This window comes from Blautia sp. HCN-20427 (genome assembly GCF_037890365.1).
In the GTDB taxonomy this organism is placed as follows: Bacteria; Bacillota; Clostridia; order Lachnospirales; family Lachnospiraceae; genus Blautia.
Map to the genome: position 1 here is coordinate 70,941 of NZ_JBBKBX010000007.1, position 16,354 is coordinate 87,294.

Sequence of the window (16,354 nt, forward strand, 5' to 3'; positions counted from 1 at the left end):
TGTTTCCCGGGAGACAGCACCTTTTTACAATTCAGGCACCTGAATATTGCAGTCAAACACTCCACCTTACAGACCGAATTCCTGGAACAGTTTTCTCTGGTACCCCTTGTCCGCTGCAGCTTTCAGAATATCATCTGTCCTTCCCAGTTTGGATAAACGCATATTCAAATCATTTACTCTGTTTTCGCCCTGCTGTATTCCCTGTTGTATTCCCTGTTGCATTCCCAGCCGTCTTCTCTCCTCCAGTTCATCGTGCATCAATTCTTCTAATGCCTCACACATATCTTTTACCTCCTGAAATTCCTTTTTATTCGCGCGTACAATAATATTCATAACAGACTTATACAGTGGATTCTTATCATGATTTTTGTAGTCTTCCAACAATTCCCTGGCTGCCTGTCTTCCCTCCAAATGATTGGTGAGATTTCGCAGCCATAAATTCTCTTTTGCCGACAATTTTCCAGTGACAATCAACTGCATAGGAATTTTATCTCCCGTTATATAGTAAATTCCCTCTTCCTTTTTTATGACCTGCAGCCCTTTGTCCTCCTGTAAATGCTTTAGGAGTTTTCTAGGATAGCCCTCACTGATTAAGGAAATCGTTAATTCTTCTATTCTGACTTCATTGACTCTGGTCGCATCCGCCTTATAAAAGCAGGCATAGCCATACACCTTGTAAAAATCATCTACACTCAAATAGTCTCCCGGTCCTTTATATTCTATAATATTGTGTTCCCGAAAAATTCTTCCAATATTCTTATGAATACTTCGGTTTCTATCTTTTTTTATCAGAACGTCAATGGACATAGGCTTTGTTCCCAGCTGATGTTCCTGCTCAAACTGCAGATACTTTGCCTCATTCCCAAATTCAATCTGAAGGCCTGCAAAAAATGCAGGATGCCATTGTAACAACTGCTCACTGCCCTTTTTTGCAGCTTCTGGTTGCAATTTCATACGAATCCTCCTCTTTTTTATTTTCTGGAGATTCGCTTTTCGGAATCTCCTGCTTGCTGTTGGATGAAAGCATGAATTTTCCGAAAACAGAATTGTAATAAGACCTGCAAAACAAAAGTATGCTCTGCGTATAGATGATTTTAAGAAAATAATGCTTTTTTACATTATAGCATGAACTTCCATTCATGAAAATATCGGAATAATAAACAAACCCGTGGGGAAAAATGCGACACACTTTCGTTTCCCCACAGGTTTCTTGTATACCTGAAAATCTTTTATCACACGGTTCCAGCCACAGTTCCCATATGCTTAAATTCTTTCGTAATAAAGAAAATACACAACAATGCAGCAATGCCGTCCGCCACAGGCGCAGAAAACATAACACCTTCAATCCCCACAAATACGGGAAGGATAATCAGCAGTGGCAGCAAAAAGATAATCTGTCTGGTAAGGGACAAAAAAACGCCTTTTCCTGCCTTTCCAATAGACGTAAAGGTGTTTGCCGTAATAGGATGAATTCCGTTAATAAAGGTAAAAAACATATAAATCCGGAAAAATTTTTCTGCAAACAGAAAATATTCCTCACTTCCAGAACCGAAAATTCCAATAATCTGCCTTGGCGCCAGTTGAAAAAGCAAAAAGGCCACCATCGAAATTCCCAAAGCAGCTGTCACCGCCTTTTTATAGGTCTGCTTGACGCGTTCATAATTTCCGGCGCCGTAATTATAACTGATAATCGGCTGGATTCCCTGGGAAATTCCGATGACAATAGCAAAGAAAATCATACCCACCTTAGAAATAATTCCTGCACAGGCCAGTGGAATATCGCTTCCGTAAGAAGATTGTCCTCCATAATGCGTCAATGTATTATTCATGACAATCTGCACAATCATCATAGCAAGCTGATTGCAAAAGGGTGCAACTCCCAGAGAAATAACAGGAATCCAGGCCGATTTAGAGGGAATCAGGGTTTTCAGGGGAATATGCACGGTTTTAAATCTGGAAAAATATATCAATACCATAATTCCCGAAACAATCTGTCCGATAATCGTTGCCCAGGCTGCACCTGCCATCCCCATATCCAATACGAAAATAAATAACGGGTCTAAAATCGTATTGATAATTGCTCCTGTCAGAGTACAAATCATAGAAAATTTAGGACTGCCGTCTGCCCGGATAAGATTGCTGCCCCCTGTCGTAACAATCAAAAACGGAAATCCCAGAGAGGTAATTCCCGTATACGTCAGCGCATAATCCAAAATCTGGTCCGTAGCTCCGAAAGCCCGCATCATAGGCTCCAGAAATATCCGGACAAGTATGCACAGCAAAATTCCCAACGTCAGCATCATGCCAATAGCACCTCCGGCAAATTTCACTGCCTTCTCCTTTTCATTCCGTCCCATAGAAAGGTTAAAATTTGCTGCGCCTCCGATGCCGCATAAAAGCGCCAGCGCCGTACAGGTAATGCTCAAAGGAAAAGCCACATTTGTCGCTGCATTTCCCAGCATTCCCACGCTTCTGCCTATAAAAAACTGGTCCACAATGTTATACAGCGAGCTTACCAGCATAGCGATAATACTGGGAACGGCAAATCTGGCAAGCAAACTTCCTATAGCTTCTGTCCCCAATGGATTATTCTGTTTTTCTCCCATCTGTTCTTTTTCCTTCCTCCTGCATTTTTATGGTATTTTCTGCTTTCCGTTCTTTTGCATTTTGCAGAACTTCCCGAGACTGCTGTGCCATTTTTTCCACACCGCTTATCATCCTCTGCTGTTCCTCCTCAGACAGTATGGATAAAACCTGTGTCCACCATCCGGCAAGGGCATTTCGCAGTCTTGGAATAATCTCTTCTCCTTTTTCAGTCAGATAAATAGCATAAGATCTTCCGTTTTCTACAGATTTCTCTCTCTCAATTAATCCCTGCTCTTGAAGCTTTTTCATCATTCTCACTGCCAAAGCTTCATCTACTGCCATGTTTTCACACATTTCCTTCTGGCTGCAGCCCGGATTTGCTGATAAATAAAACAAAAAATTATAACTGGAATAGCCAATACCGTATTCCTTCATGGTCTGAATCATATACTTTTGCTCTCGCCGATGAAGAATGGCAATACTTCTTCCCAATACACGGTTTTCCATATTTCCTCCTTTTTCTTGACAAGTCAATTCTCATTATAATAATCCATAATTGACTTGTCAAGTATCAAACCGTATATCTTATTTTACTTTCACAAGCTTCCAAATCCAGAAAAACAGACTGCCAAACAGCATTCCCATCGTGATAGGAAAAAACCACACAGATAGCGCGGTTCCAGATACTGTTTTTATGGTAAGAACCGTAAATATAAAAACGGTTTCTGCTTTCATGGTACTGAGTAGGTGCTGCAAAACACCATAGACTCTTTCTCTGTTGGCCTCTGTCACAGTAACCCCTGTATTCCATATCTGAGGATACCGTTCTGCCACTCGCAGAAAAAGATAAAGCAGGCAGGACAGCGCCGGCTCTATCAGAATTTCCCCTTTTCCACCCCAACGGTCTATTTCTCCAACAGCATTGTAATGTGCCGGTATGGTATCCGGAAACTTTCCCCAGGATACCAGCACATATAACATCTGACTGATAAGCAGCAAAATACAAAAAATATCTGCCAGCTTATCCCCTTTGCTTTTTTCCACTTTCATGAAATCCCTTCTTTCAACTTTTTGAGCATAATGCATACTACAATCTGATTATACTATAAAAGTCTTTTTAAAACACCATGATGTATAAAAGACGGTAATTTTGATACAAAAAAGGATTGCTTCTGCTCATCTCCTTCTTTACATAGGGCAGATAAAGAACATGCATTTCCGTCATACTGGCGTACTGATATGGCTCATCCTATTGCCAAACTTTAAGTAAGCAGTCCACTTTCTACTTTTTTAGCCAACTCCAGTACATTTGAATGGATTTTGTGTATCGTTTTTGAAAATTCAACATCGTCCTTTCCAGTAGGGTCATTTAAGCCCCAATCCTCTCTGTATTTACATGGTATTATAGGACAATTTACATTGCACCCCATGGTAATCACAATATCTGCTTGCGGTATTTCAGATAACCGTTTGGAATATTGTGTTTTCTCCATATCTATCTGATACATTTTTTTCATTAGGCGAACTGCATCCTGATTGATTCGTGGCTTTGTTTCTGTTCCTGCTGAATAACTTTCAAAGACATTGGAAGAAAGATGTTTCCCCAATGCTTCCGCAATTTGACTACGGCAAGAGTTATGAACACACAAAAAAGCTACTTTAGGTTTTTTCATATAAATAACTGCCTTTCACTGTTTTATTTTTTTGTCAATAATACTTTAACTTCTTCTACTGTCAACACTTTTCCATACGATATAACTTCGCCGTCAAGCACGAATGCCGGTGTAGCCATCACTCCATAACTTGCAATTTCTGCAAAATCTGTAATATGTTCAACCTCATAATTTAACTGAAGTTCAGATAATGCTGTTCTGGTTGCTCTTTCCAATTCCATACATTTTGCACAACCCGAACCGAGTATTTTAATTCCTTTTTCACGCTTCTTGTTTTCTGCATTTCGCATAGTTTGTGATGTGCCGTTTCCACCACAGCAACATGCTTTTGTTTCTTTTTTCTTTCCAAACAATTTCATTTTATTCGCTCCCTTTACATAAATAGTGTACTAAAAAAATTAAAAAGATAACCTACAATTATGATGCCAAATGTGCAAATGGCAATAAATAACGTTAATAGTTTTGGCTTTACTGCTTTCTTTAACATAATTAAGGACGGTAAACTTAATGTTGTCACTGCCATCATAAAGGATAAAATCGTACCTAATTCAGCACCTTTGGCAAGCAAAGCTTCTGCAACCGGAATTGTTCCGAAAATATCAGCATACATAGGAATTCCTACCAGTGTGGCTAAAATAACACCAAATGGATTGTTACTTCCTAAAATACTTTCAATCCATGTTTCAGGTATCCAGTTATGAATCATTGCTCCTATCCCCACGCCAATCAGAATATATGCAAATACCTTTTTGAATGTTCCTGCAACTTGTTCTTTCGCATATTGAACTCTGTCTTTTTTGTTTAAGGTAGGAGAGGTAATGTCAACGCTGCTTGCATTTTTCACAAAATCTTCTACATACCTTTCCATATGCGATTTTTCAATCAAAGTACCGCCAATCACAGCAATTATCAGACCAACCATGACATAAGCAAGAGCAACCCTAGCGCCGAAAATACTCATTAACAATACAAGACTTCCTAAATCAACCATAGGGGATGAAATCAAAAAAGAAAAAGTTACTCCCAGCGGCAGTCCTGCACTTGTAAATCCTATAAATAAGGGGATAGAAGAACATGAGCAAAAAGGTGTAACAGTTCCCAATAATACAGATACCATATTTGCTCTTATACCATGAAAACGACCTAATATTCTCTTACTTCGTTCTGGCGGAAAATAACTTTGTATATACGAGATAAAGAAAATCAACAGGCATAACAAAATGGTAATCTTGATTACATCATACAAGAAGAATTGAACACTTCCGCCTAAGCGACCGTTCAGGTCTAAACCTAGCAGTGACAGTCCGTTACCAATAAAATCATTCAACCATTTCATACCTAATATTTGGTCTTGGAAAAATAACCACATTGAACTTAATGCTTCCAAAAAATCTCTCCTTTAACATATCAACTTTTTTTGATGTGAAAGTGTTTTATAAAAGCCACCTCTCGATGACCTTTATTTACAACAGTTTGACTGATTTTCACTATTTGGTGTCGTTAATTCTAACAATCGTTTTGACGCATATTCGCTTCCACTTTTGCTAAGACTGTAATGCGTCCATTTGCCGTCTTGCCGTGCTGTAACAATACCAGAGTCGCAAAGTATCTTCATGTGATAAGATAATGCTGACTGTCCTATGTTCATTTTTTCAATTAGAACACACGCACATTTTTCGCCACTTTTTAAGTAATCTAAAATCGTTAGCCTTTTTGTATCACAAAAAGCCTTGAAGATTTTAGCATCCTTTGAAAAATCAGTCATTATCCTCACTCCTCACATCAAATATTTTTGATGTGTTTATATTAATACTTTTTCATTTTCTTGTCAATATATAAATCAAATATTTTTGATATGTATTGACCCGCTTTACATCGCTATTGATATCATGCTTTTTTGCACTCTTGCTTCTACGATATTTCTGGGTTTAACAGTTCTCCTGATTCCCACTTGAAAACGGGGTTCCCTCCAAATCATATGGAGTCATCTGATAGACGTAATAATTCAGCCAGTTGGTATACAGATTATTGGCATGAGACCTCCACAAAAGCTGCGGTTTATTGTCTGCATTATCCCCCGGATAATATCCCTTAGGCATATCAATAGGCAGTCCTTTTCCCAAATCCCGTTTGTACTCTCCATCCAGAGTCACCCGGTCATATTCCGGATGTCCCATAACGAAAATCTGCCGTCCTTCTTTCGCCATAGCCAGGAACACCCCTGCCTCCTCGGATTCTGCCAACACGGTAAGCTCTTTGCAGTTGTGAATATCGTCTGCCGGAACTTCTGTGTGACGGGAATGAGGAGCCAGAAAAACATCGTCAAATCCTCTTACCAGAGGTATTTTCCGGTTCTGTACCTTATGGTTGAAAAGCCCGAAGACCTTATGGTCCATCTGCCGTTTGCGCAGTCCGTAGTGATAATACAGTCCTGCCTGAGCCGCCCAGCAAAGATAAATGGTGGAAGTTACATTTGTTTTCGTCCATTCCATGATTTTCTTCATTTCTTCCCAGTAGTCCACTTCTTCAAACTCCATCTGCTCTACCGGCGCCCCTGTTATAATCATTCCGTCGTATTTGTGTCCCTTTACGTCTTCAAAAGTCTGATAAAATTTATTCAGATGACTGGTTGCCGTATTTTTCGAGGTATGGCTGCTGACCATCATAAAGGAAACATCCACCTGCAGCGGTGTATTTGACAGAGAACGCAAAAGCTGCAGCTCTGTCTCCTCTTTTAAGGGCATCAGATTTAAAATTAAAATCTGAATGGGACGGATATCCTGGTGTACTGCTCTTTTTTCGTCCATGACGAAAATATTTTCCTTTTCCAGAATCTCCTTTACGGGTAAATCACTCTGTATTTTAATAGGCATATTTTTTCTTCCTTTCCACTGCATTTTTTCATTGTATTTGAAATATTTCTGAACCCTTCGTTTCAAACTACATCAACGGCGCAAACATACGAAGCACCTTTCCTATTACACGCATGTACAGCTTCTGCTTCTGATAATCTCCGGCCTTAATTTTGATACATTTTTTCAAGGTATTCCGGAAATCCTCCTCTACCGCAGCAATCTGAGAATTTTCATACAGCAACGCCCCACATTCAAAATGATGGAACAAGCTTCTGTAATCCAGATTGATGGTTCCCACCACGGCCTTTGTGTCATCAGAAACAAATACCTTGGCATGTACAAATCCCGGCTCGTATTCGTAAATCTTCACACCTGCGTCCAAAAGTTCATTGTAATACGTTTTCGCCACTGCGAAGGCATATATTTTATCTGGTATATGAGGCATAATAATAGCCACGTCAATGCCCCTTTTTGCCGCATAGGTCAGAGCCATTATCATTTCGTAATCCAATATCAGGTACGGCGTCATAATATGTACATATTTCTCGGCTGTGTTTAAAATATCCAGATAAACTTTTTTACCCACTCGCTCTTTTCCATAAGGGCTTACTTCATAAGGTATCACAAAACCGTCATTGGGCATGGAAAAATTTTCCGGAGTCTTATAACGCAAATAATGTTCTTCCTTCATCTCGGTAACGTTCCACATTTCCAGAAACATATAAGTAAAACGCTCCGCTGCCTTCCCCTTCAGCCGCACAGCCGTATCCTTCCAGTGTCCGAAGCGTACTTTGCGGTTGATATATTCGTCAGCCAGATTCGTTCCTCCTGTAAAAGCAACTTTTCCGTCAATTACCATGATTTTCCTGTGATCTCTGTTGTTGTAATAAGTGGAAAAAACAGGACGGATAGGGGCAAACATCTTACACTGGATTCCCTGAGCCTGCAAAACCTTTGGATAAAAGTAAGGCAGCAGAGCCAACACGCACATACCGTCATACATGACTCTGACTTCTACGCCTGCTTTCGCCTTTTCCTTTAGAATATCCAGAATACTGTTCCACATTTCCCCTTCTTCCACAATGAAAAACTCCAGAAAAATAAATTTCTCTGCCTTTTTCAGTTCCTCCAGCATATCTACAAACTGGTCATCCCCAAGAGGATAATAGGTAACCTGCGTGTGGTCATAGACCGGTGAGTTGTCATATTCCTCCATGTAATCTGCAAAATGCCCCATCTGCGGATTCCGCTCTTTCAGCCGGGCCTTTACCTGCATATTCTGTGGTACGTACTGCTTTGTATACCCGGAGAGAAAGCGCAGTCTCCGAAACAGCATTTTCGTTCCCAGTTGTGTATACACATAAAGGTAAAATAAGGCGCCGAATACCGGAAAAATAATCAGCGGAAGCATCCAGACCAGTTTAAACTCCGGACTGCCGCTGCTGTTAAACAAATGGAGCACAACGCTGACGCTGAGCACAATAAATATCAGATAAAAAATATAACTGTACTCCCGCAGCCATATATAAATGGCTGTCAGAAGGGCAAACTGTACCAAAAACGCAAAAACCACAATCAAGGTTCTTCCAAAAATAATGGTTTTTACCCCTTTCATGCCCTTTTTTTTCATTTCGTTTTTGTCTATCATGCCCTGTCACTCTCCTGCCATTTTCAAAAAATCTTCCTCCGACAGTATAGGAATTCCCAAATCCTTGGCTTTTTTGTTTTTGGAAGAATTGGAAGTTGTATCATTGTTAATCAGATAATGGGTTTTGGAGGTTACGCTTCCCGTCACCTTGCCGCCTCTCTCTTCAATATATTCTTTTAGCTGTGCCCGGTTGGCAAAGTGTTCTACACTGCCGGTAATCACGAACTGTTTGCCTTCCAGAGAGGAATTTTCCTCTTTTTTCACAGTTTCCAGTTCCAGATGAGACAGCAGATGACGAAGCTTTCTCTGATTTTCCTCATCCTTAAAATATTCGGTATAGGTTTTGGCAATCACAGGCCCAATGCCTTCTATGTCACTGATTTCTTCCCCTGTAGCTGCAATGAGCCGTTCTATATCATAATCAAAGGCTTTACAGATAACCTTGGCATTGGCCAGTCCAATATTGGCAATTCCCAAACTGTACAAAAGCCGGGGCAGTGTGGTGTGTCTGGCTCTCTCCAGACTTACCATGAGATTTTCATAAGACTTCTCGCCAAAGCCCTCCATTCCCACAATTTCTTCCCGGTACCGGTCTATTTCAAAAATATCTCCGAAGTCCTTAATAAAGCCTTTCTGAATAAATTTTTCCAGTGTAGCCTCGGAAAGCCCGTCAATGTTCATGGCATCTCTGCTGACAAATAAGGTAAAAGACTTGATTTTCTTTGCCTGACACTGGGGATTCATGCAGTACAGAGATTCTACTTCATTGGTCTTCTGCACCCTGGCTTCCTGTCCGCACACCGGGCAGATATTGGGAATTTCCAGATTTCCGCTGCGGGTCAGGTTTTCCGCAATCTGTGGGATAATCATGTTAGCCTTATAAACCTGTATCTTATCCCCAATTCCCAACTGCATTTCTTTCATAATACTGATGTTGTGCACACTGGCCCGGCTGACAGTGGTTCCCTCCAGTTCTACAGGGTCAAATATGGCCACCGGGTTAATAAGACCCGTCCTGGAGGGACTCCACTCAATTTTTCTTAACACAGTTTCCCGGATTTCATCCTGCCACTTAAAGGCGTAGGCATTTCTGGGGAATTTTGCCGTACTTCCTAAAGATTCTCCATAGGCAATGTCGTCATACAGCGCCACCAGTCCATCGGAAGGGAAATCGTTCTCTGCGACCTGATGGGCAAAATACTCCATAGCCTCATCCAGAGCAGCTGCCGTCACCACCCGGTATTCCACCACTTCAAAGCCCTGTTCTTTCAGCCACAGAAACTGCTGCTCTCTGGAATTTTGAAAATCCACATCCTCAGCCTTTACCAGAGAAAACGCGTAAAAATGCACATTTCGCCTGGCGGTTATCTCGTTATTTAACTGCCGTACTGAACCGCTGCACAGATTCCGCGGATTTTTATATCTGGCATCCACATCCTCTATCTGCCGGTTGATTTTTTCAAAATCAGAATACGTGATAATGGCCTCTCCCCGAAGCACCAGTTCTCCCTGATATCCTATCTGCAGAGGAATGTTTTTAAACACTCTGGCATTGTTGGTAATCACCTCACCCACGGTTCCGTTTCCCCTGGTGACTGCTTTTTCCAGTTTTCCATTCCGATACGTCAGTACAATGGTAAGGCCATCCAGTTTCCAGGAAAGCAGGGTCTTATGCTCTCCCACAAACTGCCGCAGCGTTTCCCGGTCTTTCGTCTTATCCAGGGAAAGCATAGGACTTTCGTGGGCCTCTTTCGGCAGTTCTTCTAATGACGCATATCCCACAGAGACCGTAGGACTTCCTGCAAGGGTGACTCCTGTCTCTTCCTCCAGCTTTACCAGTTCGTCATACAATCTGTCATATTCAAAATTGCTCATGATTTCCCGGTCTTCCTGATAATAGGCCTTTGCGGCCTCCGTCAGCATGGGAATCAGTTCTTTCATTCTCTGCATCTTATCCATGTTTCTCAAACCTCCGTTTTTGTTGTCCCTGATGTAGTCCTTTCCTGTCTTTGACAGGGGTTCTGTATTTTCCCGCGTTTTTTACAGGCTTTCCTCCGGTATAGGTTTCCTGCACTTTTCCTGCCTTTTTCTCCTGCTCACGTTTCTCTAACAGCCGGGTGAGCTCTTCCATTTCTTCCCCGGTGGCTGCCCGATACTGTCCTACAGCCAGGTCTCCCAAACAGACATTCATAATCCGCACACGTTTCAGACGCTTCACTTCATATCCAAGATAATGACACATTCGCCGTATCTGCCGGTTCAAACCCTGGGTCAGCACAATCCGAAAACTGCGCTCTCCTTCCTTTGTAACTTTGCAGGCTCTGGTAACGGTTCCCAGAATGGGGACACCCTTTCCCATGGCCGCCAAAAATTCTTCCGTCACCGGCCTGTCTACGGTAACCACATACTCTTTTTCGTGGCCATTGCCTGCTTTCATCATTCGGTTCACCAGTTCGCCCTGATTGGTCAGAAGCAGCAGTCCTTCGGAGTCTTTATCCAGCCTTCCTGCATAATATACCCGTATTGGATAATTTATATAAGAAATCACGTTTTTTTTCACACGCAAGTCTGTGGTACACTCAATTCCTCTGGGTTTATGAAAAACCAAAAGCACCTTTTTCTCTTCTCTGCGGATTTCTTTCCCATCTATGAGAATCCGGCTGGAGTCTTCCACCTGGGTTCCTAAGGCCGCCGGTTCGCCGTCTATGAGAATTCTGCCCTCCTGCACCAGACGGTCTGCCTCTCTTCTGGAACAGACTCCTGCCTCACTTAAATACTTATTTAAACGCATAATATCTCCCTTTTTTTACCGCCCAACGCTGGTATACGGTCTGCACAATGTGGGACTATTATACCACAATTTCCCCGGTAAAGGAAAGATTTCTTCCAAACCCGGTTGCTATTTTCCCATGATTCAAGGTATAATAAGAACGGCAACGAAAACTTTAAGGCGGACTGACAGGACAGTCTGACTGACAAAAGAGGAGACAGCATGAAAGTTACAAAAAAGGGATTTTTTCTTACCGTGTTCGTTCTTCTTCTGGGTGCTTTTTTTGTTCTGGCCCCGCCCTTTGCCTGTGTACTGGTAAGAAACTATCTGGTTGCTTACGAAAACAGGCAGGAGGCCATGAAGGAGGACCACTGGGTTTACAATGCAACCGGTAAACGCTATGTCTACCATGACGGCTCTGTGATTCAAAATGACAGCAAGGTACTGGACAATGTGACCTACTATTTTGATTCCAAAGGCTATGTGAAAACAGGCTGGGTGCAGGATAAGGGCAAGCTCTATTACCGCAATTCTGACGGTTCCCCGGTTTCCGGCTGGTTTGAAGACGAAAACGGGAAATATTACCTGCTAGAAGACGGCTCTCCCACCATCGGCTGGGCAGATATTGAAAATAAAAAATATTATTTTCAAAGCAATGGCGTCATGGCTGTGGGCATGACGGAAATCGACGGCGCACAGCATCTCTTTAATGAGGACGGCTCTGTATCCTCCGGCTGGGCGGAAGATGACGGCAAAAAATACTATCGTGATGATACCGGTGCCCTGACTGTAGGATTCAAGGATATTGACGGCAAAACTTATTACTTCCGGGAGGACGGCACTATGGCTACAGGCTGGATTACCAACGGCAATGACCGCTACTATATGGACCAGGACGGTTCCAAGGTAACCAATGCCTGGATTGAAGAGGAAGGACAAAAGCATTTCGTAGACAAAGACGGCAAAGAATTAAAAGGCTGGGTAACCGTCAGCGGGAAGAAATATTTTCTCAATGAAGAAGGTATTCTGGCATCTTCCGGCTGGATGAAACAGGACAATAAATGGTACTTCATTGACAAAGACGGCAGCGCCAAAACCGGACTGTTCCAGGACAGTGGAAAATGGTACTTCCTTACTGCAGAAGGCGAACTGAAAAACGGCTGGGTAGAACAAAACGGCAAAAAATATTATCTTGCCAATGCACAGCTTATGACAGGCTGGAGAAAAATCGACAACAAACAATATTATTTTAATGAAGACGGCACCATGGCCACAGGCTGGATTACCATTGACGGAAAATCCTATTTTCTGAAAGAAGACGGCAGTTTGGACGCCACTGCAAAAAAATGAGGAGCAGGAAATTCCTGTTCCTCATTTTCTCTTTTCTATACTCTTATTGCAGTAAATCCGCATATACATAGGCTTCCTGCCCGTTATACTCCACTTTAATCCAGTTGTCTTCTCCGTTTTCCAGCTTCTTCACCTGGTCGCCGGCTTTCAGCCTTCCCAGAATCTCTGCATTAGTCGTGGAATCCGCACGCACATTACAGTCTTCCTTTGCCGTGAGCATATCGCCGTTGTCTGCCATCTGCGCGGTATTCACTTCCTTACCTAACTTTTCTTCAAAGGCTTTTAACTCTGCATCAGACGCCATAGCTTCATTCAGTTTATTCTCCACATCTTCAATCAGCGTCATCACATCTTTTTCCTGTCTGGTCTTTTCGATACATTCCTGTACTTCCGCATCACTGTCATCGTTGTGAATCACATAATTTCCGCTGTCATTTTTGATAACATAGAGCTCTGAAAGTCCCGGCGCTGCTGTTTTCACATCCTTAAACTTCAAGTCATAGGAAACAAAAACTACATAGCTGTCTTTTTCCAGTCCTTGCTTGGTGTAAACTACAATATTATCATAGCTTTCAATATACGTCGCATTGGTTACCTTTGCCTCATCTGTGGCATCGAAGTTATCCGTTAATTCTTTCATCTTGGCGACGTCTTTCTGTCCCCATGCTGTATAAAAGGACTCAATCAGGGCATTTACTTCAGGGTATGCATTCTTTTCAAGAGCATTCTCATCTTCCTTATCCGCATCGTCTTTCTCTGCTTCATCGGAATCTGTGGAATCTTTCTTTTGCTCTGTCTTTTTCTCCGTATCTTTTGGCTTTTCATCAGAAAATCCTCCGGTTAAAGCTTTGACGCCAAAAAATAATAAGACAAGAGCAAGCAGAATTGCCAGACCCAGAAGAATATACCTCAGATTATCTGAGAGCCATTCTCTGAAATTGTCTAACATACCTTTCCTCCTTATATTCCCTTATCCCTATGCTCTCCCCAAAGCACAAAACACACCCGGAGGGAATCGAACCCCCGACACGTGGTACCGGAAACCACTGCTCTATCCCCTGAGCTACGAGTGCCTGCGATTGTTACATCTTGGTTATCATACCACACATTTTGGAAAATGTAAAGACCTATACGCATTTTTGGGAAATGACACCCTGTTCATCCCAAAAACAGGGTGTCAGCCCCCACTTTTACATCATAAGAGCGGCTTTTTTCCTGTCATAATAATAAACCTCATTAGAGAGAATCTCCTCCTCTTCTACCTGTTTTTCATTCACCTCTCTCACCATTTTCTTTAACTCCAAACGGGAATACTGTCCCCGGTCCGGGACGAGAATACATTCATGAACGCTGCTTGGAAGAATGTAGAAATTCCCCCGCAGCAGACCTGCGATATGACTTAAGACATGAGGATAAAGGATAACTGCTGCGCCAAAACATTTTTCTTTGTTGGTCAGCACATACATCAGTTCCTCTTCCCTTGAAAATTCCGGGCTTTCTCCGGTAAGCTCTGCAATCAGGGCTTCCATTCCCTGAAGTGTGTAGGGAAGCTTCCGGCTGGTATTGTGCACGGCGTCTTCCAGCAGACAACGTCTGGTAATGCCCCAGGCTTCCAGATTGCAGTTGTGGATTAACACCGTGGCCCCGTGAAAGTTTCCCCCTTCCACCCGGTAATAAAAAACCACTGCCAAATCCAGATATTTTATATGCGGCATTTTGTCCAGGCGTTTCCGATTCATTTCGTAATTAATCAGTTTATAATAAATTCTGGTTCTGGCCTGTCCGTAATCTTCAAAATTCTCCATGGAAATCTCTGTCTCCGGCTTCTGCAATTCTTCAAATGCCAGAATTTCCTTTGCCAGTTCTTCCATAGAGGCGTTTTCTTCCCAGGCCTCATACAGTTCTTCCAGATAAAGGGTGGGGGCTATGTTTTTTCCCTCCTTACGGATAATAATGCCATCCAGTAAAACGCCGTTATTTTTCTCTATCTGGTGCAAAGATACTTCCTTTTTTTCTCCTGCGGCTCTTTGCAGCACCTCCAATAGTTCTGTTTTGAAAGTTTCATAGTCCATACATATTTTTCCTTTCTGAAATAATTATTTATATAAATCAGAACAGAAAAAGTACCTGGTGTGCCAGACGGACTTTCCCTGCTGCTGCTTTATATCACTTCCTGTTTGTATCTGGAAAAATCTTTCACGAATGTGTGTGAATAAAAATAAAATCAGAAATGTAAAAAGAATTTCAAGTCAAATCCGCGGGACGGATACGCCAAAGACACCGCCCCCGGATTCTTATATCTGTCTTATACTCTGGACAGGTATTCTCCTGTTCTTGTATCGATTTTGATAACATCGCCCTGGTTTACGAACAGAGGTACATATACTGTGGCTCCTGTCTCTACAGTTGCAGGTTTTGTTGCGCCCTGCGCTGTATTTCCGGCAAAGCCCGGCTCTGTATCTGTGATTTCCAGTTCTACGAATAATGGCGGTTCAATCGCGAATACGCTTCCGTTGTAAGAACATACTTTTACAGTTTCGTTCTCTTTTACGAATTTCAGAGAATCGCCTACTGTATCCTGGCCGATTGCAATCTGGTCATAAGTTTCATTGTTCATGAAGTTGAACAAATCGCCATCGCTGTATAAATACTGCATATCCACACGTTCAATACGAGCCTGTGGGAATTTTTCAGTTGGTCTGAAAGTTCTTTCAATAATTCCGCCACTGATAACATTTTTTAATTTTGTTCTAACGAATGCAGCACCTTTACCTGGTTTAACGTGCTGGAATTCCATAATCTGTACTACGTTACCATCAATTTCCAGTGTGAGACCATTTTTAAAATCTCCTGCTGATATCATAATGATATTCCTCCTTATTTCGTCCATTGGGAAAACCTGTGTTTTTTCCACTGTACTTCATTTTATAATACATCCGGGCAATTTTCAACTGTTTTTTCTCTTTCTTTTCTCTTTCTTATAAAAATACAGCACGATTTTTTCCAGTTTCCGCTTTAATACAATCTGAATCTCTTCTTTTGGATGAATGGGCTTTACCAAAATATTGTAAATTCCCGTTCTCTTTGCCCCGTAAACATCTGTAAAAAGCTGGTCTCCCACAAAAATCGTGTTTTCCAGAGAAGTTCCCATAAGTTCCATGGCCTTTCGGTAATTCTTCCTGGAAGGTTTATGGGCGTTTTCAATAAAATGTACCTGAATGTTCTGGTTAAAAGAGCTGACACGCTCATACTGATTATTGGACAACAGACAGCACTGAAAGCCTGTGTTTTTCAGTCCGGCAAAAAGAGCCTCTGCCTTTTCGTCTGCCGGTGCCCCGTGGGGAACCAGAGTATTGTCAATGTCGAAAATGACGCCTCTGTACCCCTTTTTGTAAAGAGCATCGAAATCTATGAGATAAGTAGAATCCAGATATTCATCCGGGAAAAATTTCTGAAACATATTTTCTTCCTT

At 42.0% G+C, this 16,354-nt stretch carries 17 protein-coding genes and 1 tRNA gene; 1 reads left to right on the plus strand and 17 read right to left on the minus strand.

Going from position 1 to position 16,354, the window contains the following annotated elements; translation table 11 throughout:
• Positions 1-66: 66 nt before the first annotated feature.
• From WKT17_RS06100 to WKT17_RS06155, 12 genes are all read right to left on the minus strand, one after another.
• Positions 67-954 carry a 3-isopropylmalate dehydrogenase gene (locus WKT17_RS06100; protein ID WP_173747659.1) on the minus strand — a complete coding sequence of 296 codons (888 nt, stop codon included), beginning with the start codon at positions 952-954 and terminating at the stop codon, positions 67-69.
• Between the two features lie 278 nt (positions 955-1,232).
• On the minus strand, positions 1,233-2,606 hold the full coding sequence (locus WKT17_RS06105) for an MATE family efflux transporter (protein WP_173747661.1): 1,374 nt from the start codon (positions 2,604-2,606) through the stop codon (positions 1,233-1,235).
• Positions 2,587-3,093, minus strand: coding sequence for a MarR family winged helix-turn-helix transcriptional regulator (locus WKT17_RS06110; RefSeq protein ID WP_173747663.1), 507 nt, complete (start codon positions 3,091-3,093; stop codon positions 2,587-2,589). The genes WKT17_RS06105 and WKT17_RS06110 overlap by 20 nt, the downstream gene beginning before the upstream one ends.
• A gap of 78 nt (positions 3,094-3,171) precedes the next feature.
• Positions 3,172-3,636 carry a DUF1648 domain-containing protein gene (locus WKT17_RS06115; RefSeq protein ID WP_173747665.1) on the minus strand — a complete coding sequence of 155 codons (465 nt, stop codon included), beginning with the start codon at positions 3,634-3,636 and terminating at the stop codon, positions 3,172-3,174.
• 212 nt (positions 3,637-3,848) lie between these two features.
• Positions 3,849-4,259, minus strand: a complete 411-nt coding sequence (locus WKT17_RS06120) for an arsenate reductase ArsC (protein ID WP_173747667.1) — start codon at positions 4,257-4,259, stop codon at positions 3,849-3,851.
• Between the two features lie 23 nt (positions 4,260-4,282).
• Positions 4,283-4,618, minus strand: a complete 336-nt coding sequence (locus tag WKT17_RS06125; protein WP_173747669.1) for a thioredoxin family protein — start codon at positions 4,616-4,618, stop codon at positions 4,283-4,285.
• A gap of 14 nt (positions 4,619-4,632) precedes the next feature.
• Complete coding sequence (locus WKT17_RS06130) at positions 4,633-5,628, minus strand: permease (protein WP_420314200.1); 996 nt, start codon at positions 5,626-5,628, stop codon at positions 4,633-4,635.
• Between the two features lie 90 nt (positions 5,629-5,718).
• Positions 5,719-6,024 carry an ArsR/SmtB family transcription factor gene (locus tag WKT17_RS06135; RefSeq protein ID WP_173747673.1) on the minus strand — a complete coding sequence of 102 codons (306 nt, stop codon included), beginning with the start codon at positions 6,022-6,024 and terminating at the stop codon, positions 5,719-5,721.
• A gap of 163 nt (positions 6,025-6,187) precedes the next feature.
• The gene (gene metA, locus WKT17_RS06140; RefSeq protein WP_173747675.1) at positions 6,188-7,132 is read right to left on the minus strand and encodes a homoserine O-acetyltransferase MetA; all 945 of its coding nucleotides are present in this window, start codon (positions 7,130-7,132) and stop codon (positions 6,188-6,190) included.
• A gap of 67 nt (positions 7,133-7,199) precedes the next feature.
• Positions 7,200-8,762 carry a cardiolipin synthase gene (gene cls, locus WKT17_RS06145; RefSeq protein ID WP_330489618.1) on the minus strand — a complete coding sequence of 521 codons (1,563 nt, stop codon included), beginning with the start codon at positions 8,760-8,762 and terminating at the stop codon, positions 7,200-7,202.
• A gap of 6 nt (positions 8,763-8,768) precedes the next feature.
• On the minus strand, positions 8,769-10,721 hold the full coding sequence (ligA, locus tag WKT17_RS06150) for an NAD-dependent DNA ligase LigA (protein ID WP_173747677.1): 1,953 nt from the start codon (positions 10,719-10,721) through the stop codon (positions 8,769-8,771).
• On the minus strand, positions 10,714-11,553 hold the full coding sequence (locus WKT17_RS06155; protein WP_173747679.1) for a pseudouridine synthase: 840 nt from the start codon (positions 11,551-11,553) through the stop codon (positions 10,714-10,716). The genes ligA and WKT17_RS06155 overlap by 8 nt, the downstream gene beginning before the upstream one ends.
• Before the next feature lie 201 nt (positions 11,554-11,754).
• Here WKT17_RS06155 and WKT17_RS06160 point away from each other — a divergent pair, with 201 nt between their 5' ends.
• Positions 11,755-12,882 (plus strand): N-acetylmuramoyl-L-alanine amidase family protein, encoded by a 1,128-nt coding sequence (locus tag WKT17_RS06160; protein ID WP_173747681.1) that lies wholly within the window; start codon positions 11,755-11,757, stop codon positions 12,880-12,882.
• Positions 12,883-12,925: 43 nt separating this feature from the next.
• On the opposite strand, the gene WKT17_RS06165 is transcribed toward WKT17_RS06160, so the two are convergent.
• The 5 genes from WKT17_RS06165 to WKT17_RS06185 form a co-directional block, all read right to left on the minus strand.
• The gene (locus WKT17_RS06165) at positions 12,926-13,831 is read right to left on the minus strand and encodes an SH3 domain-containing protein (protein WP_173747683.1); all 906 of its coding nucleotides are present in this window, start codon (positions 13,829-13,831) and stop codon (positions 12,926-12,928) included.
• Between the two features lie 51 nt (positions 13,832-13,882).
• Positions 13,883-13,955 (minus strand) — tRNA-Arg (locus tag WKT17_RS06170).
• A gap of 117 nt (positions 13,956-14,072) precedes the next feature.
• Positions 14,073-14,954, minus strand: coding sequence for a DUF5688 family protein (locus tag WKT17_RS06175; RefSeq protein ID WP_173747685.1), 882 nt, complete (start codon positions 14,952-14,954; stop codon positions 14,073-14,075).
• A gap of 233 nt (positions 14,955-15,187) precedes the next feature.
• Positions 15,188-15,745, minus strand: a complete 558-nt coding sequence (efp, locus tag WKT17_RS06180; RefSeq protein ID WP_173747687.1) for an elongation factor P — start codon at positions 15,743-15,745, stop codon at positions 15,188-15,190.
• 84 nt (positions 15,746-15,829) lie between these two features.
• Positions 15,830-16,342: a YqeG family HAD IIIA-type phosphatase gene (locus tag WKT17_RS06185; protein ID WP_173747689.1), complete on the minus strand. Its 513-nt coding sequence runs from the start codon at positions 16,340-16,342 to the stop codon at positions 15,830-15,832.
• Between the last annotated feature and the right edge of the window lie 12 nt (positions 16,343-16,354).